Genomic DNA, 19,644 nt, shown 5'->3' with positions numbered 1-19,644 from the left:
GCTGAATCAAGGGGGTTTATAACGTTTTGAAAAAAATGAAGCTTCTGCTTCTGTCGTCAGTAACTGCTGCAGCTCTGATGTTTACACAATCTGCCCAGGCTGCCGACAAAACAATCTCGGTAAAATTAAGCAATTATTTGGGCAATAAATCAAGCGTTGATTTCGGCATTACCGGCGCATACGAAATTCCGGGCTCGGGAATTTCCGCGACAGAGCGGTTCGGCGGGGCGACCCGCTTCGATGTGGCAAACAATGTTGCATCAGCCGGATGGACGAACCCGAGCACTGTCGTGATTGTCAATCGGGACGCTTTTGCGGATGCGCTTTCTGCATCTCCGCTTGCAAAGAAGTACGATGCGCCGATTCTATTAACTGATGCGGGCACGCTGACGGCGAAAACCGAAACTCAAATTGCCAAGATGAAGCCTGATAACATCTTAATTATCGGGGGAACGGCGAGCGTTTCCAAAAATGTTGAAAACACGCTGAAAAAGTATGGGGCCATTGACCGCATCGGCGGCGCCAACCGCTATGATGTGTCCAAAAACATCGCGAGCCGGATGGGGTCCTACAGCCAGGCGATTGTTGCCACAGGTCTAGTCTTCTCCGACGCTCTGTCGATCGCGCCTTATGCGGCAATGAACGGTTATCCGATACTGCTTTCAGGGAATAATACGATCCGAAGCGATTACAATATTCCGAGCAAGGTTACGATCGTCGGCGGTCCGTTGAGTGTCAGCACAGGCGTTGAAAACACATTAAAGAAAAAAGCGTCTGTTACCCGCATCGGCGGAGCGAACAGATACGAAGTGTCGGCGAATATTGTCAACACGCTTAACATGAACGCATCAAAGGTTTTCATGTCTAACGGAACGACTTTTGCAGATGCATTGGCCGGTTCCGTTCTTGCAGCCAAACAAAAGCATCCTTTGCTGCTTGTCCAATCGGGCAGCCTGCCGACTCCTGTAGCAGATGTAGTCGCGAAAAAAGGAACCCAGTCTTTTGCTTTGCTTGGGGGGACCACTTCAATCACGGATTCATTGAAAAATAGTCTGGCAGACATGCTTACCGGAGATGGATACTCTGTTAATCTATCAAGCGGAAAGCTTGTACTCTACAAAAATAATAAAGCTGTCAAAACGCTTGGAACGACATTTACGGCATCACCTAAAAAATACTCGACATCAAATTCCATCAGCATCAACGGAAGGCCTTATTTAGGCAATATGAAGTTTACGATTGAATCAAGCAAATATGTTCGGCCGATAAACGAAAACATTCCGTTCGAAGATTATTTGAAAGGTGTTGTGCCGCACGAAATGCCGGCAAGCTGGCAGACGGAAGCATTAAAAGCCCAAGCGGTGGCAGCGAGAACATATTCGGTCGGTTCCGCAGGAAAAGTAGTGGCCGATACGCAAGCGTTTCAGGTTTACGGGGGATACGACTGGAATTCGAAGACATCCAGCGTTGTAAATACAACAAAAGGACAAGTTTTAAAATATAACGGCAACTTGATTTCGGCTGTTTACTCATCGAGCAACGGGGGATATACGGAAGCAAGCGCAGAGGTATGGGGCGGCAATGTTCCATATTTAATCGCCAAAGCGGATACATACGACCCGAAAAACAGCTGGTCGATATCCTTGAATAAAACGCAGATCAATACCAGCGGCTTAAACCTAAAGAGCCCTGGCACATGGTGGAATACGACAAATGAAACGAACTCTGCCTATTTGTCTGGGCTGAAAAGCTGGTTTATTACCAATAAATATCCTAGTGCAGAATCCATTAAGATCACGAAAATCTCAAGCCTGACCTTGAGCAGCGCGAAAACTGCCGGTCAGCGGCCGAAAACAGCAGAGGTGAAGTTTTCTTACTTTGTCAAAGAAAAATCAAACGGCTATGTTCTGTCAAACGGAAATCTCTCAGAAAAAACAGCGACGATTTCCGTGACGACGACTCAATTAAGATCGATGCTGGGCGGCATGAATATGAAGAGCACGTATGCTTCGGTATCTAACGTTACGAACGCTTTTGTTCTCAGCGGTAAAGGATTCGGCCATGGCATCGGCATGAGTCAGTACGGAGCAAATGCCAGAGCTGCTGCCGGGCACGATTACAAGAAAATCTTAAGTTTCTATTATCCAAATACGACTCTATCAAGCTATTAATAGAGTTAGAACAGGAGGCAGCAGTGCCTCCTCTGTTCATGTTCAGGGGAAAACATAACATTTACATTTTTGGAGGTTATTTTTTTGAGGGTCTTTCTTAAAGCTGTACCTATGTTGTTGTTAGGGTTCTTTTTGTTTGTACCTAATGTATTTGCAGCCAACTCTGTCACAAGATTAGACGGTGCAAACCGTTATGAGGTTGCGGTGAATGTTTCCAAGCAGGGATGGTCAAGTGCAAGCACAGTCATTGTTGCAAATGGAAAGGCATATGCCGACGTCCTTTCAGCGACTCCATTTGCTTACCGAAACAACGCGCCTGTCCTATTAACGGAAGCGTCCAAATTGCCAACGGCCACTAAAAACCGAATCAGTCAGTTAAAACCTAGCAAAGTGATTGTAATCGGCGGAACCGTCAGCGTTCAAAACGGCGTCGTAAGCGAGATTAAAAAGCTTGGTGTGTCATCTGTCGAACGCATCGGCGGGGCAAATCGCTACGAGGTTGCGGCAAATATTGCGAATAAGCTGCCGAGCAATTCAAAAGCTGTCATCGCCAACGGAACGGCCTATGCTGACAGCCTTGCGATCGGCGCATATGCCGCGAGAAACGGCATCCCGATCCTTTTAACATCGTCCAATTCCATCCCGACAGCGACAAAAAATGCAATGAAGAGCAAAGGAACAACATCGACCATTGTCGTAGGCGGTGAAGTCAGCATCTCCAGCACCGTATATAAACAGCTTGCTTCTCCGACGCGAATCGGCGGCAGCAACCGCTATGAAGTCGCGGCCAATGTCGTCAAGAAATACTATTCTTCTGCGAAGAGTGCAATCATCAGCAATGGGTATGCGTATGCCGACGGATTAACAGGATCTGTTCTGGCGGCTAAGCAAAACCGTCCGATGATGTTCACGAATGCATCATCTTTGCCGACACCGACAAGAGAAGTGATCGGTTCCAAAAACATGACGACGTTTACCGTACTTGGCGGAACGGTTTCTCTTCAATCCAATGTCGTATCACAGCTGAAGAATCCGATCGTCGGCAAAAAAATCTTCATTGATGCAGGGCACGGTGGTACAGACAGCGGTGCTGTCGGCAACGGTTTATATGAGAAAAGCGTGAACCTTGATGTCGCAAAATTAATTAATACGAAATTATCAAACGGCGGGGCGCTGCCAGTTATGGCGAGAACGAACGACACTTACCTGACGCTCGCACAGCGTGTATCAAAAGCGCAGTCAAATCATGCGGATTTGTTTGTCAGCATCCATGCAAACTCGGCAACACCTGCTGCTTCCGGAACAGAAACCTACTATTATACAACGTATGAATCGGCCAACAGCAAAAGGCTGGCAACCGAGATTCAAAACCGTCTCTATGTTGCATTGAATACGTCAAACCGCGGTGTGAAAATCGGCAACTTCCATGTCATCAGGGAATCAAAAATGCCAAGCTGCCTTGTTGAACTTGCGTTTATCAGCAATGTAAGTGATGCGACAAAACTCAAAAGCTCGACTTACAAAGAAAAAGGCGCTAAAGCGATTTACGACGGAATTGTTGCTTACTATTAAAATATAAAGAAATTCGTTTTTCGGAAAAATTGCCTATGCTGCCTTTGTTTTGTCTTTATAATATAGTATGATATTTTTGGTGAATTTAAAGACAAAACGGAGGCGATGCATTTTTAACATAAAATCAATGAATTTACTAATTTTAATGACTCCTTTACATTGTGTTTACGTTCGTATGCTACACTGACGAATAGATCAAACAGTAACATACTAATCGAGGTGTATGCTAGTGAGTATCGACAAAAGTTTAAGAATGTACAATGAATATTCAAGCCAGCAAACTTATTCCTGTGCTCTATCAAAAAAAGCAGTACGTTATTTATATATGAAGCGGATAATGGATATCGTCCTTTCCTTGATTGGGCTCGCTCTTACACTGCCGTTTATTCTGCTGTTTTGTATATTAATCTGTATCGAAACACCGGGTTCTCCGTTATACCGGCAGGAACGCGTCGGAAAAGACGGAAAGCATTTTAAGGTGATCAAGCTGCGTTCTATGAGAATTGACGCAGAAAAATCCGGTGCGAAATGGGCGCAGAAGGATGATCCGCGCGTCACTGCAGTCGGGTCTTTTATAAGAAGAACAAGAATCGATGAACTTCCGCAGTTGATCAATGTTCTGGCCGGAGATATGAGCCTTGTGGGACCAAGGCCTGAAAGACCGATGTTTACCGCTCAGTTTCACCATGAAATTCCGGGATTTAAAAACCGCTTAATTGTTAAGCCTGGGTTAACGGGACTTGCACAGGTAAACGGAGGCTATGATATCGGTCCGAGAGAAAAATTGGTGCACGATCTGTATTACATTCGGAATTTAACGTTTCTTCTCGATTTGAAGGTTATGCTGAAAACGATTAAAGTAGTATTAACCGGCGAAGGAGCCAGATAATACGAGGAAGTTAGGAATATGCTATGTCTACCATTACGAAACAAATATTAAGCGGTGCAAAATGGACAAGTGTTTCAACTTTGATCGTCACGGTCATTCAAATTATACAGTTTGCACTGCTCGGCAATATCATGACAATTGCCGAATTCGGTTTGGTCGGAATGCTGACCACCGTAACGATTTTTACACAAATTGTACTCGATATGGGATTCGGGGCCGCTTTAATTCAAAAGGAGAACATCAGTGAACGCCAATTATCGACCTTATATTGGCTGAATATCCTAACGGGCATCCTTTTGTTTATCGGCCTCTTTTTCCTGAGTCCGTTCATCGCAGACTTTTATCAGCGGGACGAACTGGTTTTTCTTGTGCGGATTTTGGCCGTCATGTTTTTGATCGCCCCGGTCGGCCAGCAGTATCAATATATGCTGCAAAAAGATCTGAAGTTTAATGTGCTGAGCAAAATAGAAGCGGGTGTCACCGTTTTGTCATTTGTGCTCCTGCTCGTTTTGGTTTTTCTGATGGATCCGATTGTGGCCTATGCATTGTCACAAGTTTTTCTTAATTCGGTTAAAGGCATCATGTTTTTTGCTGTATATTTAAAAAAATGGCGTCCATCTCTCGTCTTTGCGTTGGGGGAAGTGAAAGAATTTTTCTCGTTCGGCGCGTTTCAGCTCGCTTCAAGGCTTGTAAACAGGCTTGGCGCCAATATCGACATGATTTTGATCGGACGGTTTCTCGGTGCGGAAGCATTGGGAATCTATAACCTGGCGTATCAAATTATTACGATTCCCGTATTAAAAATCAATCCGATCGTGACACGGGTAGCGTTTCCCGTCTTCTCAAAGAATCAAGGGAACAATCAAACGCTGCGCGAAGGCTTTTTAAATATGACAAAGCTTCTCTCGCTGATTTCATTCCCGCTTCTGATCGGACTGATGACCGTTTCAGATTTATTTATTGAAGTCGTCTTCGGAGAAAAATGGCTGCAGGCCGTACCGGTTCTGAATATCCTCGCGATTGTCGGGCTGCTCAGGGTTTTGATGAATCCGAACGGATCGGTTTTGCTGGCGAAGGGGAGAGCAGACCTGGCATTTTATTGGGACAGCGGGATCATGCTCCTTTACGGGCTGTCTCTTTATGCGGCGGTATTAACGAATGATTTGACGATCACCGCCTGGACCTATGCAGCGATCAGCCTGATCAATTTCTTTATCGGCAGATGGCTGCTCAAATATGTCATCCAGCTGAAGATGGGCGAATATTTCAGAACCGTTGGAAAACCGCTGGCCTTGACACTGCTCATGGCATTGCTGGCTCTTGTCTTGAGCGTCGGCAGCAGACATCTGCTTCACGGCGCCATGCTTCAGCTGGCAGTTTCCGTCGGAATCAGCGGAATTTTTTACGGTTTTCTGGTCAGTAAATTTTATCGGCGGGCTATGAAGATCCAATTAGGAAGATGACAGCAGAAAGGGCGTTTCATCATTGAAGGTTCTTTGGATTACCAGTGTTTATCCAAGCAGTCAAAAACCGGGAGAAGGCGTTTTTCATGAAACACAGGTTCAGGCGCTGCAGATGCAGGGCGTTGATGTGGCGGTCATATGTCCATCACCTGTGAACCCTGCTCCCCTCAGGCTGCTGAAAAAAAAATACCGTCAAGCACGAACAGTCCCGGAATATGAAGAAAGAAAAGGCATCCCGGTCTACAGACCGCCGTATACGGCTCTGCCTGGACAGCTAAAATGGGCACAGCCGCATCGCCGGATTGCAAAGTCTGTATTGAGGACGATCGAGAAGCACGGGCTTGCGCCGGATCTTATCCATGCCCATTTCGCGATGCCATCCGGGGGTGCCGCTGCCGTTGTTTCACAGAGGCTGAAAGTTCCTTATGTTCTGACTTTGCACGGAAGCGATGTCAATATTTATCCCCATTACAGCAAAGGTGCATTTCGAGCATTTGAAACAGCTGTGCATTCCGCGGCAAAAGTTCTGGCTGTCAGCGATGAGCTGAAAGCCAAAACAAAAGAAATGACCGGTGCTGAATGCTCGGTTCTTCCTATCGGCGTCAACCTGGACCGGTTTCAAAAACCCTCCGCTTCAACATTTGAATTGAGGGAGAAATTCGGCCTGCCGAAAGACAAAAAATTGCTGACGTTCGTCGGCCGCTTGGTGAAAGGAAAAGGAGTAGCCGAGCTGGCGGAAGCGGTCAAGCAGCTTGATGACAGCTACAGAGCTGTGTTCATCGGCGACGGACCGGAGAAGCAGCACATTCGTCAAACCGCCGGTGAAAAAGCGATATTGACGGGGCAGGTCGCAAACCATGAGATATCAGAATATCTGGCTGCATCAGATCTGTTTGCGCTTCCTTCGTATTCTGAGGGGATGCCGACTGTCGTCATTGAAGCGCTCGCCCTCAAGGTTCCGGTGCTTTGTACGGCGGTCGGAGGGGTTCCGTCTTTATTCGGAAAACACGAACATTTGCTGATTAAGCCGCGCTCGGCTTCCAGCATAACAGAAGCTGTCAAAGGTTATTTGGAAGGCGCGAATTGGCAAGAAGACATCGCTGAAGAGCTGTATCAAACGGTGCACGATGATTATGACGCCTTTAAAAATGCCGGCAAGTTGCTGGATGTGTATGGAGATGTTGCCGAGAACAAAAATTAAGTTGGGATCTGTCGGTTAATATGCGCATGAGTGTTGAATATAATACTGTTTAAACCCATTTATTTGCGTCTAAGCTAATAAAAATAAGAATTGGGAAAACGGAAAACCCAGATTTTTTCAATAGAAAAGAGATAAAGATCATTACCTAAATCAAGCTATTGGATTTGAAGGGTCAGCTGAAAGAAGGGAATGATAATGTTGAAAAGAATCGCTGTCATTGGAACGGGATATGTCGGGCTGGTGTCTGGAACTTGTTTTGCCGAAGTGGGAAACTCGGTTGTCTGTTGCGATATTGATGCAGAAAAAATAAGAGGACTCTCAGCAGGAGTGATGCCGATTTATGAAAACGGCCTAAAAGAACTTGTGGATAAAAACGTAAACGAAAATCGCTTATTTTTCTCTACTGATATTCCCAAGGCGATTGAAGAAGCAGAGATTATTTATATTGCAGTCGGAACACCGATGTCGGAAACAGGGGAAGCAGACCTGACATTTGTCAAATCTGTTGCCGAAATGATCGGGAAGCATCTGAACGGCTATAAAGTCGTCGTCAACAAAAGCACTGTCCCTGTTGGAACAGGAAAGCTCGTACAAGCCATTATAGAACGCAATTCAAAAGGGGAATTCCCTTTCGACGTCGTTTCGAATCCGGAGTTCCTTCGTGAAGGAACAGCTATTTACGATACGATGAATATGGAAAGAGCCGTCATCGGTGCGACAAGCGAAAAGGCTGCTGCGATTATTGAAGAGCTCCATAAGCCTTTTCAAACGAAAATCGTCAAGTCTAACCTTGAAAGTGCAGAAATGATTAAATACGCTGCAAATGCATTTTTGGCTACAAAGATCTCGTTCATTAATGATATCGCAAATATTTGCGAAAGGGTCGGAGCTGATGTATCAAAGGTGTCTGAAGGTGTCGGACTGGACAGCAGAATCGGCAATAAATTTTTGAATGCCGGAATCGGCTTTGGCGGCTCTTGCTTCCCTAAAGATACAATGGCTTTATTGCACATCGCGAAGTCAGTCGGCTATCCTTTTAAAATGATTGAAGCCGTTATTGAGACGAATCAAAAGCAGCGCGCCCACATTGTGCAAAAGCTCCTTGATGTGTTTGGCGATTTAAACGGCATGACCATTTCGGTTCTTGGGCTGGCATTCAAGCCGAATACAAACGATATGCGCTCGGCGCCGTCTCTGGATGTCATTCCGATGCTGAGAGGCCTTGGTGCTCATATTAAAGCATACGATCCCATTGCAATTCCGGAGGCAGAACGCTTATTGGGAGATCAGGCCATATACAGCAACGATTTGTATGATACTGTAAAGGATACTGATGCTTGCCTCATTTTGACAGATTGGCCACAGGTTAAAGAAATGGATTTTAAGAAATTGAAAACATATTTAAATCGTCCTGTTCTAATTGATGGACGTAACTTGTTTAAACTTGAAGATATGAGAAGAGAAGGATTTATTTATCATTCAATTGGCCGCCCTGGAGTACAGGGAGAGAAAAGCTTAACAAAAGTATAAAACGAGGGGTGTTATTAATGGAAAAAGTACTAGTGACAGGCGGATGCGGATTTATAGGCTCGCATATCGCTGAACAGCTTCTGAAAGAAAATTACCGGGTTTCAATTCTTGACAATTTAACTACGGGACACCGCTCCAACATTGAAGGTCTCGCGGTTGACTTTTATGAGCAGGATATAACAAAGCCGGAAGTCATCGACGTCATCAAAAGCATTGATCCCGATTATATTATTCATTTAGCTGCACAAGTAAGCGTGGCGGAGTCTGTCAGCGATTTTTTAAATGATGAAAACATCAATATCAAGGGATCGCTCCATATCATTAAGGCAGCGGGTGAATGCAGCGTGAAAAAGATTGTCTTTGCATCATCAGCAGCTGTTTATGGAGATCCTGAATATCTGCCTGTCGACACTCGTCATAAAACAAATCCAGGCTCACCCTACGGGCTGACGAAGCTTACGGTGGAGAACTACTTAAAGCTGGCCTATGATCTGTATGGAACCGAGTATTGCATTTTGCGGTACAGCAATGTATACGGGCCGCGCCAGGACGCAAAAGGAGAGGGCGGCGTCGTATCGATTTTCTCCGATTTGCTGACAAGCGGCAAGGCTCCGGTTATTTTTGGAGACGGAGAACAATCGCGCGATTTTATTTATGTCGGTGATGTGGCTTCCGCCAATATCAAGGCGCTCAAAGCTCAATCAAACGTTTGTTTAAACGTTTCGAACGGCTTTTCGATCACAGTCAATGAGCTGTTTGCAGAGATGAAAAAAGCGACGAACTCGGCGTTGTCTCCGATTTATCAAGATGAAAGACCGGGGGATATCCGCCACAGCACACTGTGTAATGAAGAAACAAAGAAAATTTTAAACTGGGAACCAAAAATGCCGCTCGCTGAAGGACTGGAAAAGACCATTTCATATTATAAAAAAGAAATGAATATGTAAATCACTGGCTGCTGGCTGATGTCGGCAGCCCTTTTCCAGAAAGAAGCGGAAGGAGGGGGAAAAATGAGTCTCAAACGTTCCGCGGTCAATGTTTTGGTTTGGCTCGCCGCATTGACCGCAGGGTTAGCATTCGTTGTATTGGCCCAGTCCAATGCAAAAAAAGTCTTGTTAGCATGTCTGATTTTGATTGCGCTGACTTTGATCATTGTGCTCCGGAAGTATTTGTCGTCCGAGCAATTGCTGATGCCCGTATTATATCTGCTCATCGCTGCAACATTTGCCAACAATGCTTTTTTTACGATTAAATTGGGCTTTTTCAGCCTGTTTCCATATCGCATTCTTCTGATTCTGGCAGGGTTCTTATTCATAGCGGAAATGTTGAAAGGCAGCCAGCACCTTGAAAAGTGGAAGCAGGTGCATGTTAAAGGCATTCTGATGTTTTTCACGTTTTGGTTCTGCTATGGAATGATTTCGCTGCTTTGGGTCAAGTCTGCTACTGAGGGCGTAAAATATCTGTTCCTATTGGCAATGGGAATGTTTTTTGTTTTTCTGATTGTTATGTTTTTTCAAAAAATGGATCGAATTCTCGCGTTTTATTACATATGGTTGGTCATGACCGTATTTTTAATGGTCATCGGGTTTTACAACCACTTTACATTAAACCACCTACCGAGCTCGACCCTTTATAACGGGCCGCACTATAAACAGCACTATCCGACATCCGTCTTTTTCAATCAGAATGACTTTGCGACATTTCTATCCATCAGCTTTTTCTTTTATTTATCTTTTTTCAAAAATATTAAAAACAGCTACTTAAAAATAGCGGGGCTGCTCCTTGCGTTCTGTTCGGCCTACTTGATTTTCCTGACAGGATCAAGAGCCAGCATCCTGGGAATTATAGCCGGACTTGCCGTTTATGCGTTTATTTTGCTGCCGAAGGTGCTTAAAAAATGGGCGCTCATCGCCGCAGCTGCAGGATGTATCGCTTTTGTCACACTGTTTGCAGGAAAGATCACCGGAGCTTTTTATACATACTTTTTGGCTCCGCAAACTACACACGATTTCAGCGAGCCGCTGCCATCCAATGTCGCCAGGGCAAACTTGTTGAAAAACGCCGGGCATTATGTGCTGGATACTTACGGATTCGGCGTTGGCGCCGGCAATGTACCTTATTATTTGGAACATCACGCATTGTTCGATACAGACCGGGTCGTGGAGGTTCATAACTGGCTCGTAGAGATCATGACGAATTTTGGAGTTGTGATGATGCTCGGTTATTTAACGATGTACATTTATTTAATAACCGTGCTTTACCGATATTATAAAAGATCGCTTGGAAAGCGGTACAAGCTTCTCATTGAAGGTTTGACAGCCGCGCTCGTCGCCTTCCTTGTATCAAGCATCAGTCCGAGTTCCGTCTCGAATCTATATTTCCATTGGGTGTTTCTCGCCCTTGTGATTGCGACGGTTAATACCTTTAGAGTCAGCGGAACGGATGAAACCGAACAGTATAGGTGATTTTTGAAAATCGAATTTAAAAACAGGGAGAAATTCATGTGATGAATTTAATCAAACGTATTGCTGGTAGAGTGAAAAAGTTTATTGTGGCGATTATTGCGCTTCCTCTTATTCTTGGTCTTGTCGGCTATTTTATGCCGAAGGGGAGCGTTGCTCCGTCCGATTACACGGCTACTGTAACGATATCAACCGGGAATTATGGAGAAGCGAAGTACAACAATGCAAAGCAGGTGCCGCTGCTGTTGAAAAACGAAGCCTTTTTAAAGGACATTTTCCCGGATATGCCGGAAGAGGATCTGGCGCAGTTGAAAGACGATCTGGCGATTGAAATCAGAACGGATTCACTTTTTAACTTAAGTTATACAGGGCCTGACAAACAGAAAACATTGGATACTTTAGGAAAAGTTAAAGATGCCTATATGAAAGGCGATAAGGCGCTGTTTTCAAAAAGGGAAGAAGTCATCGAAAAGAATATAAAGGCGCTTGAAGGCGAAACAGTCAGCGCTGATTCCAAAGTTGATAAACAGCGGTTTTTGTATGAGCTTGAAACAAGCAGGCTCGATATGAAGGCTGCTGAAGAAATTGAGCCTTTGATCGTGCTGGATAACCAGGCTGCCGGCATGTCGCCTAAAAAAAGAGCGGTATTAGGCGTACTGATCGGTTTAGCGCTGTCGTTTTTTATCATTGTCGTTCCGGAAGTATTCAGAGAACGTTAAATTTTTAATTGGGGATGTGGATCAGGACCATGACGAGGCAAAAACCTTTAATCTCTGTCATTACGCCTTCCTATAACGCGGAGGAATTTATCGAAAAAACCATTCAGTCCGTCTTAAATCAGACGTTTTCCGACTGGGAAATGATCATTGCCGATGATTGCTCAACAGATGGGACAAGAGACATTTTGAAGCGCTATGAAGAAGATGATGAACGGATCCATGCCATTTTTCTGAAAGAAAATCAAGGCGCTGCAGCGGCTCGAAATGCAGCGCTCAGCAAAGCCGAAGGGCGCTATGTCGCCTTTTTGGACAGCGATGATGTGTGGAAAGCAGAAAAGCTGGATAAGCAGCTTGCCTTTATGAGGAAGCATCAGCACGCTTTCACATTTACGGCATACGAGCTGATCAGCCAAGACGGCGAACCGCTTCATAAAACCATTCATGCACCCGTCAGCCTTACATATGATGATGTATTAAAAAATACGATTATCGGCTGTTTGACGGTAATGATTGACAGAGAGCAAACGGGTGATATCCGGATGCCGAATATCAGAACCCGTCAGGATTTGGCGACATGGCTGTCCGTATTAAAGCGAGGATTCAAGGCATTCGGTTTGAACGAACCCCTCGCCGAATACCGCATCGTTGAAACATCGATCTCCAGAAACAAGTGGAAGGCGGCGCGAAAAACCTGGTATGTGTACAGGGAAATCGAACGCCTTCACTTGATGAAAGCGACATGGTGCTTTTTCCATTACGCTAAGAACGCAGTCATGAAAAGATTATAACGGCATTGACAGAAAAGGTGATTGAAAGTGAAAGCAGATCAAGTCATACACGTCATAGTAGCGACAGGTGAATGGGGACAGGATCAGCTAAGGTACAGAAGGCACCGCCTTGCTGAGTTTTTAGCCGGCCGCAAGGAGACGAAGGAAGTCATTTGGGTCTGTCCGTCTGAAAATCCTTCCCGCGAGACATTTACATTGCTTGACAACGGAATCAAGCAATTTGCAGTCAAAGATTTTTTGAAAAAGAAAATATTCAGGTTTGCCCGCTACAAGGATGTTTTTTATAAAAGCAAGCTGAAGCCGCTGCTTGACCGGCTGAAAGAAGACGTTCAGGGGGAAAAGGTGTGCTTATGGTACACATTCCCCGGTTTTCCGCTGCTGTCATCACTTTATCAGTGGGATCAGGTCATCTATGACTGCAGTGACCTGTGGGCGGCGCCGATCAGCGGAAGCCAAAGCCTTGTCTCAGGATTCAGGCAAAAGGTTATTTTTGAAGCTGAAGGCAGAATCATTAAAGCTGCTGATACGATTTTTTGCACTTCTGAATATTTGCACCAAAACGTAGCAGACCGGCTTCAAGGAGAGACAAAGCCGGTTTTTACAATCGAAAATGGTGTGGAATACAGCTTGTTTGCGAAAAATAAGCAAAAAGCCGATGTATTGAACGGAAGGGAAGGCACCGTCCTCGGCTTTATCGGCGGAATTAAGCCGAAGCTCGATTTTAAGCTCATCAAAGAAGCTGCCAAAACCAAAAAAGAGTGGACGTTTTTATTTGTCGGTCCTGACGGGACAAACGGAGACGAAGATTTTAAAGCGCTTCTTGAAGAAGAAAATGTCATTTGGACGGGGCCCGCTGCGCCGTCGGAAGTACCGGCTTATATGAATGTAGTGGATATCGGGATCATGCCGTATAAACCGTCGCCATATAATAATGCGGTATTCCCTTTAAAGCTGTTTGAATTTTTGGCTGCCGGAAAGCCTGTCGCCGGTATGAACCTTCCTTCAACAAAAAAGGTTGAACAGGAACACGTTTACCGTCATCTAACAGGAAACGACCCCGTTGAATTTACAGCGCTGTGTGAAGAGCTGGAGCTTGCGCATGATGATGTCTCCCATGTGGAACTGCGCAGAAAGATCGCACATGAAAGAGACTGGCATCATTTATTTTTATCGATGCTTGATCAATTGAACTTGAATAAAGATGCATAATTTGCGGCGGGGGATATTAATTCATGATGTTTCTTTTGGCTGGAGCTTGTTATAATAAATAATGAAATTGTATAATGAAAAGGTATGATCTTTAATACGACCAGACTTCATTTAAAAAGGAGACTTCCTTATGTCTTATGAACGCACTGTACTTGCGTTTTTTGTCTCTCTCATTACTGTTTTAATTATTACTCCGCTTGTCAAACGTCTAGCAATCAAATCCGGGGTCGTGGATCAGCCGGATAAACGAAAGATACATGATAAAGTAATGCCGAGAATGGGCGGTTTAGCCATTTTTATAGGAGTATTGACCGGTTCGCTTGCCGGCGGCCTTTATGAAAACAGAATAACAGCAATTACACTCGGTGCTTTTATGATTGTCATTTTGGGCATTGTAGATGACAAACACAATTTAAGCGCGAGAATTAAATTTATCGTTCAAATATTAGTAGCCTGCATCATCGTCAGTACAGGCTTAAAAATGGAATTTTTATCGATTCCATTTTGGGATCTTCGCTTTGATTTGGGGTGGCTCGCATACCCTCTGACGATTTTATGGATCGTCGGGATCACCAATGCCATCAACTTAATCGACGGATTGGACGGACTGGCTGCGGGTATATCCGTCATCGGCCTTTCGACGATTGCCGTCATGGCTTTTTCTGCCGATAAAATCTTGATCTTCTCTCTGTCGCTGGTTGTCATCGGAAGCACGATCGGCTTTCTGTTCTATAACTTCCACCCGGCGAAAATTTTTATGGGAGACACGGGCTCGCTCTTCTTGGGCTATGTGATCTCGGTTCTGTCGCTGCTCGGACTGTATAAAAGCGTGACCCTGTTCAGCGTCGTCATTCCAATCATTATATTAGGAGTGCCGATATTTGACACGACATTCGCGATCATCAGGCGGATTTTAAACAAACAGCCGATTTCGGCGCCCGACAAATCGCATATTCACCACAGGCTAATGGCCTTTGGCCTGTCCCATCGGAAAGCCGTCATCGTCATTTATTTAATTGGCATCGTCTTCAGCCTGAGCGCCATTCTTTTAAAAACCGCGACGCTCTGGGTGTCCATCTTCATCATCTTCGGCTTAATCCTGTTCATGCAGATCATCGCAGAAGTGACAGGCCTTGTAAATGAGCAGTACAAGCCCTTTACGAAGTTTTACAGGCGGATGGTGAAGAGGAATTAATGTGCACAAAAACCCCTGGATTCCAGGGGTTTTATTATTGCTGCAACTCAGGAAGCCTCACAAGCTGTTGGTTGAATAACTAAAACTCTATGAGAAGGAGGATTTTTTATGGATGATCATCACCATGGACAGATCGAACAAATAATGAAAGCACTCTATAAATCCTGGTCTTTGGATTCAAGTTCAAAATGGAGTCAGGATAACCCTGCAAAGGGACAATGCGGCGTAACCGCCTTAGTTGTAAATGATCTTTTAGGTGGAGAAATAGGGAAAACAAAGCTGCCTGAAGGGTGGCATTTTTATAATGTTATCAATGGTAAAAGGTATGATTTAACGGTTTCCCAATTCAAAGAAGACATCCTGTATATGGATGTTCCCTCAAATAGAAATGAGGCATTTTCTGATACTAACGAAAAACAGTATAACTATTTAAAACAAAGTGTTATCAATCATTTGTCTTTTTCAAAAGAAAGGGGAACCCTTAATATATAAAGAGTTCCCCTTCAATTTATTCATGATAAATTTAACATTCAACAGAGCCGATCAATAAGAAGCAGCAGACGATTCAGCTGAGCTGTCTGCCCCGTCAGCGGTTGCGGAAGATTCAGACGATGTTCCGCTTGAATCAGCGGTTGAGTCCGGGTACAAATGATGGGTCAATTCATTTTGCACGTTTGCCAGGTTTTGCTGGTCTGGCTCAAAGTAGTAAACATCAGCGATCGTAAGATCTTTTCCTGTGATGTTTAATGTTTCAATATCATCGCCAGTAAAGCCGCTGTAGATTTGCTGAAGCGCCAGAGCCTGTGTGATTTTGAAATTGGTCTGAATGTTTTTGCTCGCTTTTTGGGCAATTTTATCAATTTTAGCGAGGTTTTGCGGTTTTGAGATTTGATCAAGAACGGCTTTTAAGATTTGCTTTTGTCTGTCGTTTCTCCCAAAGTCTCCCCGCTTATCCTGTTTTCTCATCCTTGCGTAGGCAAGAGCTTCCTCTCCATTTAAATGCATGTTTCCTTTTTTAAAATAGATTCTCTTCGATTTGGAGACATCGCTTTTTTCGCTAAAATCAAACGGGACGTCAACATCGATTCCGCCGATTTCATCGATGACATCTTTGAATCCGTCAAAATCGACTGTTGCATAGTAGTCGATCGGGATTCCGAGGAAGTCCTCAACCGTTTCGGTCGTTTCATCCTTGCCGCCTTTTGCATAGGCCGAATTTATTCTTGTTTTTGTACCGGTTGTGTCACTGGCCAAATGAACCCTTGTGTCCCTCGGAATGCTCAGCATTTTCATCGACTTCTTTTTAGGATCGAGCGTCACGACAATCAGGGAATCCGTCCGTCCGTGCTCACCGTTTGTCGAATAATCTTCAATCCCCATAAAAAGAATTGAAAACGGCTTTTTTTGAATATTAACGACATCGTCTCTGAGCTTTGACTTCTCTCCGCGCTCAAGCTCATCATAAGTGCCGTCAGCCGCGGAAATCGTGTTAATAATTTTATATATGCCCACTCCGCCCACTACGAGAAGTGCGAGCAGCATAAGGACTATAAACCGTTTAAGCAGCTTTCTCTTTTTATTCTTTTTTTTTCGAACTTTCACTTTAATACGCTCAGCCATATAATAATTCTCCTTTAATTGTTAAAAGCTTCTTCCAAATAGACTTGAATGCCTTCACTATTCTCACTCTTGCCATTTGTTAATTCGGTTATCCATTTCGTAAATGCCTGTTTTTCACTTTCCTTGACATACGTTTCAAACTCGACATCGTCGGCATAATGAATGTCTTTTATTTGATAAGGGGACTCGCGAAGCTCGTTTTCAAGCTTGCCGAGCCATGTATAGTTCACTGTCGTGTGCATCACCCGCATCAGCTTTCGTTCGACAACGCCGACATGGTTCAGCCCCTCTGACACGGATTTTCCATAAGCCCGTATCAGCCCTCCAGCGCCGAGTTTAATACCGCCGAAATACCTCGTCACAACGGCGCACGTATCTTTAAGGTTGCGTTTCTTCAAAACTTCAAGCATCGGAACTCCAGCTGTCCCGCTCGGTTCTCCGTCATCATTTGCTTTTTGAATTTGATCATTTTCTCCTATGACGTAAGCCGAGCAATTATGCGTCGCATTCCAATGCTGCTTTTTTATGTGATTGATAAAGTTCTGTGCTTCTTCTTCAGTACTGACGCGGCTTAAGTGACATATAAAACGGGATTTTTCAATCACGATTTCATGGGTCCCTTCACCTGCAACAGTGAGATAACTTTGCAGCATGCCTGCTTACCTCCTGACAAGCCATGCGGCTGTTCTCCTAAAAATCGAACAGACTTAGAATTTTGGCGCGTATTTTGTTATGATTAAATAGAAATGGATCGGTAACCATAAAAAGACCAAAAAACCAGAATACGCATTCTTTCATTATAATTCGACACGAATTTCAGTTCAATGAAATTTATGATAAAAGTAAATGACAATGCTGTTACGGAGGGAAAATGGGTGAGTGTTTCCAAAATGGACTCCAAAGTTTTAGATTCAATCATTATGAAGATGTTAAAAACGGTTGACGGGAGCAAGGATGAGGTCTTTCAAATCGGAGAGCAGTCCCGTCAGCAATATGAAGGCTTGGTAGAAGAGCTGAAGCAGATTAAACAGCAGGTCAACGAAGTCATCGATCTTGGAGACAGGCTGGAAGTGCATGCCCGCCATGCGCGAAACCGCTTGTCTGAGGTCAGCAGAAACTTTCATAAATTCAGTGAAGAAGAGATTCGCGAAGCTTATGAAAAAGCCCACAAACTGCAGGTTGAACTGACGATGATCCAGCAGCGTGAAAAGCAGCTGAGAGAGAAGCGTGATGATCTGGAACGGCGCCTTTTGGGGCTTCAGGAAATCATCGAGCGTTCGGAAGGGCTTGTCAGCCAGATTACCGTCGTCTTAAACTATTTAAATCAGGATCTGCGCCAGGTTGGCGTTCTCCTAGAAGATGCGCAGGCCAAACAGGATTTCGGACTGCGGATCATCGAAGCCCAAGAGGAAGAAAGAAAAAGGGTCTCAAGGGAAATCCACGACGGCCCTGCGCAAATGCTGGCCAACGTCATGATGAGATCTGAGCTGATCGAACGCATCTTCAGAGACAAAGGAACAGAAGAAGGCTTTCAGGAAATTAGAAACCTCCGGCAAAACGTCAGAAATGCTCTTTATGAAGTCAGAAGAATCATTTATGATTTAAGACCGATGGCTTTAGACGATTTGGGATTGATACCGACGCTCAGAAAATACTTGAACACGATCGAAGATTATCATGGAAAAGCAAAGATCCATTTCCAATGCATCGGAGAATCGGAAGATAGAAGAATAGCACCGCGGTTTGAGGTTGCACTTTTCCGGCTTGCACAGGAAGCAGTGACAAACGCCTTAAAACACTCCGAATCAACTGAGATTCATGTTAAAGTAGAAGTGACAAAAGATTTTGTGACGTTGATTATCAAAGACAATGGAAACGGCTTTGACTTAAAAGAAGTTAAAGGCAAGAAGAACAAATCTTTCGGTCTGCTAGGTATGAAAGAAAGAGTCGACTTGCTCGAAGGTTCAATGACAATCGATTCGAAAATAGGTCTTGGGACATTTATTTTGATTAAAGTTCCGCTGTCTTTGTAAAGATAATTGTAAAATAGAGACAAAAGACATATTGACCATAAAAGCGGTGTGTTTAACAATGAGAATGGGGAGGCGTAGCTTGTGACTAAAGTAAATATTGTAATTATTGACGATCATCAGTTATTCCGTGAAGGTGTCAAACGGATTTTGGATTTCGAACCTACCTTTGAGGTAGTGGCCGAAGGAGACGACGGAGATGAAGCGGCTCGCATTGTCGAGCACTACCATCCTGATGTGGTAATCATGGATATTAATATGCCGAATGTAAACGGCGTAGAAGCGACAAAACAACTGGTCGACTTGTATCCGGAATCAAAGGTTATTATTTTATCTATCCATGACGACGAAAACTATGTTACACATGCATTAAAAACAGGAGCCCGCGGCTATCTGCTGAAAGAAATGGATGCCGACACGCTGATCGAAGCCGTGAAAGTTGTGGCTGAAGGCGGATCTTATCTGCATCCTAAGGTTACTCATAATCTTGTGAATGAATTCCGCCGTCTTGCAACAAGCGGTGTATCATCTCACGCTCAGCATGAAGTGTATCCGGAAATCCGGAGACCTCTTCACATTCTTACCAGAAGGGAATGCGAGGTTCTGCAGATGCTGGCGGACGGAAAAAGCAACCGCGGAATCGGCGAATCATTATTTATCAGTGAAAAAACGGTTAAAAACCATGTCAGCAACATCCTTCAAAAAATGAATGTAAACGACAGAACGCAGGCTGTCGTTGTAGCCATTAAAAATGGCTGGGTAGAAATGAGATAAAGGTGGACTTGCCATAAGGCA

At 44.4% G+C, this 19,644-nt stretch carries 17 protein-coding genes; 15 read left to right on the top strand and 2 right to left on the bottom strand.

Going from position 1 to position 19,644, the window contains the following annotated elements:
• The first annotated feature begins 26 nt into the window (after nucleotides 1-26).
• The 13 genes from MKZ04_RS14215 (at nucleotide 27) to MKZ04_RS14155 (ending at nucleotide 15,691) form a co-directional block, all read left to right on the top strand.
• Complete coding sequence (locus MKZ04_RS14215) at nucleotides 27-2,171, top strand: SpoIID/LytB domain-containing protein (protein WP_026580184.1); 2,145 nt, start codon at nucleotides 27-29, stop codon at nucleotides 2,169-2,171.
• Nucleotides 2,172-2,255: 84 nt separating this feature from the next.
• Complete coding sequence (locus MKZ04_RS14210; RefSeq protein ID WP_026580183.1) at nucleotides 2,256-3,743, top strand: N-acetylmuramoyl-L-alanine amidase; 1,488 nt, start codon at nucleotides 2,256-2,258, stop codon at nucleotides 3,741-3,743.
• 253 nt (nucleotides 3,744-3,996) lie between these two features.
• Nucleotides 3,997-4,632, top strand: coding sequence for a sugar transferase (locus tag MKZ04_RS14205; protein ID WP_445662248.1), 636 nt, complete (start codon nucleotides 3,997-3,999; stop codon nucleotides 4,630-4,632).
• Between the two features lie 23 nt (nucleotides 4,633-4,655).
• Nucleotides 4,656-6,095, top strand: a complete 1,440-nt coding sequence (tuaB, locus tag MKZ04_RS14200) for a teichuronic acid biosynthesis protein TuaB (RefSeq protein ID WP_020453131.1) — start codon at nucleotides 4,656-4,658, stop codon at nucleotides 6,093-6,095.
• Nucleotides 6,096-6,117: 22 nt separating this feature from the next.
• Nucleotides 6,118-7,296, top strand: a complete 1,179-nt coding sequence (gene tuaC / locus MKZ04_RS14195; RefSeq protein WP_020453130.1) for a teichuronic acid biosynthesis protein TuaC — start codon at nucleotides 6,118-6,120, stop codon at nucleotides 7,294-7,296.
• A 198-nt stretch (nucleotides 7,297-7,494) separates the two neighbouring features.
• Nucleotides 7,495-8,826: a UDP-glucose 6-dehydrogenase TuaD gene (gene tuaD, locus MKZ04_RS14190; RefSeq protein ID WP_095292153.1), complete on the top strand. Its 1,332-nt coding sequence runs from the start codon at nucleotides 7,495-7,497 to the stop codon at nucleotides 8,824-8,826.
• A gap of 17 nt (nucleotides 8,827-8,843) precedes the next feature.
• Nucleotides 8,844-9,773, top strand: a complete 930-nt coding sequence (locus MKZ04_RS14185; RefSeq protein ID WP_101561403.1) for an NAD-dependent epimerase/dehydratase family protein — start codon at nucleotides 8,844-8,846, stop codon at nucleotides 9,771-9,773.
• A gap of 63 nt (nucleotides 9,774-9,836) precedes the next feature.
• On the top strand, nucleotides 9,837-11,291 hold the full coding sequence (tuaE, locus tag MKZ04_RS14180) for a teichuronic acid biosynthesis protein TuaE (protein ID WP_020453127.1): 1,455 nt from the start codon (nucleotides 9,837-9,839) through the stop codon (nucleotides 11,289-11,291).
• Between the two features lie 41 nt (nucleotides 11,292-11,332).
• Entirely contained in the window at nucleotides 11,333-12,007 is a 675-nt protein-coding gene (tuaF, locus tag MKZ04_RS14175) for a teichuronic acid biosynthesis protein TuaF (RefSeq protein WP_035337789.1), read from the top strand.
• Between the two features lie 29 nt (nucleotides 12,008-12,036).
• Nucleotides 12,037-12,795, top strand: a complete 759-nt coding sequence (gene tuaG, locus MKZ04_RS14170; RefSeq protein ID WP_026580179.1) for a teichuronic acid biosynthesis protein TuaG — start codon at nucleotides 12,037-12,039, stop codon at nucleotides 12,793-12,795.
• Nucleotides 12,796-12,816: 21 nt separating this feature from the next.
• Nucleotides 12,817-14,004 carry a teichuronic acid biosynthesis protein TuaH gene (gene tuaH / locus MKZ04_RS14165; protein WP_328066811.1) on the top strand — a complete coding sequence of 396 codons (1,188 nt, stop codon included), beginning with the start codon at nucleotides 12,817-12,819 and terminating at the stop codon, nucleotides 14,002-14,004.
• A gap of 130 nt (nucleotides 14,005-14,134) precedes the next feature.
• Entirely contained in the window at nucleotides 14,135-15,199 is a 1,065-nt protein-coding gene (locus MKZ04_RS14160) for a glycosyltransferase family 4 protein (RefSeq protein WP_020453123.1), read from the top strand.
• A 108-nt stretch (nucleotides 15,200-15,307) separates the two neighbouring features.
• Nucleotides 15,308-15,691 (top strand): YunG family protein, encoded by a 384-nt coding sequence (locus tag MKZ04_RS14155; RefSeq protein ID WP_341046196.1) that lies wholly within the window; start codon nucleotides 15,308-15,310, stop codon nucleotides 15,689-15,691.
• 51 nt (nucleotides 15,692-15,742) lie between these two features.
• Here MKZ04_RS14155 and MKZ04_RS14150 read toward each other — a convergent pair whose 3' ends face one another.
• Nucleotides 15,743-16,819, bottom strand: a complete 1,077-nt coding sequence (locus MKZ04_RS14150; protein ID WP_095323724.1) for an LCP family protein — start codon at nucleotides 16,817-16,819, stop codon at nucleotides 15,743-15,745.
• Between the two features lie 14 nt (nucleotides 16,820-16,833).
• On the bottom strand, nucleotides 16,834-17,472 hold the full coding sequence (locus tag MKZ04_RS14145; protein ID WP_095323723.1) for a YigZ family protein: 639 nt from the start codon (nucleotides 17,470-17,472) through the stop codon (nucleotides 16,834-16,836).
• A gap of 222 nt (nucleotides 17,473-17,694) precedes the next feature.
• On the opposite strand from MKZ04_RS14145, the gene MKZ04_RS14140 reads away from it, so the two are divergent.
• Together MKZ04_RS14140 and degU are read left to right on the top strand one after the other, a co-directional pair.
• Nucleotides 17,695-18,852, top strand: coding sequence for a sensor histidine kinase (locus MKZ04_RS14140; protein ID WP_020453119.1), 1,158 nt, complete (start codon nucleotides 17,695-17,697; stop codon nucleotides 18,850-18,852).
• An 81-nt stretch (nucleotides 18,853-18,933) separates the two neighbouring features.
• On the top strand, nucleotides 18,934-19,623 hold the full coding sequence (gene degU, locus MKZ04_RS14135; RefSeq protein WP_003185730.1) for a two-component system response regulator DegU: 690 nt from the start codon (nucleotides 18,934-18,936) through the stop codon (nucleotides 19,621-19,623).
• Nucleotides 19,624-19,644 lie beyond the last annotated feature (21 nt).

This window comes from Bacillus sp. FSL W7-1354 (assembly GCF_038002405.1).
Classification (GTDB): domain Bacteria; phylum Bacillota; class Bacilli; order Bacillales; family Bacillaceae; genus Bacillus; species Bacillus paralicheniformis.
This window is presented reverse-complemented; position numbering and strand designations above follow the sequence as displayed.

Bases quoted from the DNA above. Each gene is read 5' to 3' on its own strand.
- MKZ04_RS14205 (WP_445662248.1), top strand. From the start codon at position 3,997: ATGTACAATGAATATTCAAGCCAGCAAACTTATTCCTGTGCTCTATCA.
- tuaB (WP_020453131.1), top strand. From the start codon at position 4,656: ATGTCTACCATTACGAAACAAATATTAAGCGGTGCAAAATGGACAAGT.
- MKZ04_RS14185 (WP_101561403.1), top strand. From the start codon at position 8,844: ATGGAAAAAGTACTAGTGACAGGCGGATGCGGATTTATAGGCTCGCAT.
- tuaE (WP_020453127.1), top strand. From the start codon at position 9,837: ATGAGTCTCAAACGTTCCGCGGTCAATGTTTTGGTTTGGCTCGCCGCA.
- tuaF (WP_035337789.1), top strand. From the start codon at position 11,333: ATGAATTTAATCAAACGTATTGCTGGTAGAGTGAAAAAGTTTATTGTG.
- tuaG (WP_026580179.1), top strand. From the start codon at position 12,037: ATGACGAGGCAAAAACCTTTAATCTCTGTCATTACGCCTTCCTATAAC.
- MKZ04_RS14160 (WP_020453123.1), top strand. From the start codon at position 14,135: ATGTCTTATGAACGCACTGTACTTGCGTTTTTTGTCTCTCTCATTACT.
- MKZ04_RS14155 (WP_341046196.1), top strand. From the start codon at position 15,308: ATGGATGATCATCACCATGGACAGATCGAACAAATAATGAAAGCACTC.
- MKZ04_RS14150 (WP_095323724.1), bottom strand. From the start codon at position 16,819: ATGGCTGAGCGTATTAAAGTGAAAGTTCGAAAAAAAAAGAATAAAAAG.
- MKZ04_RS14145 (WP_095323723.1), bottom strand. From the start codon at position 17,472: ATGCTGCAAAGTTATCTCACTGTTGCAGGTGAAGGGACCCATGAAATC.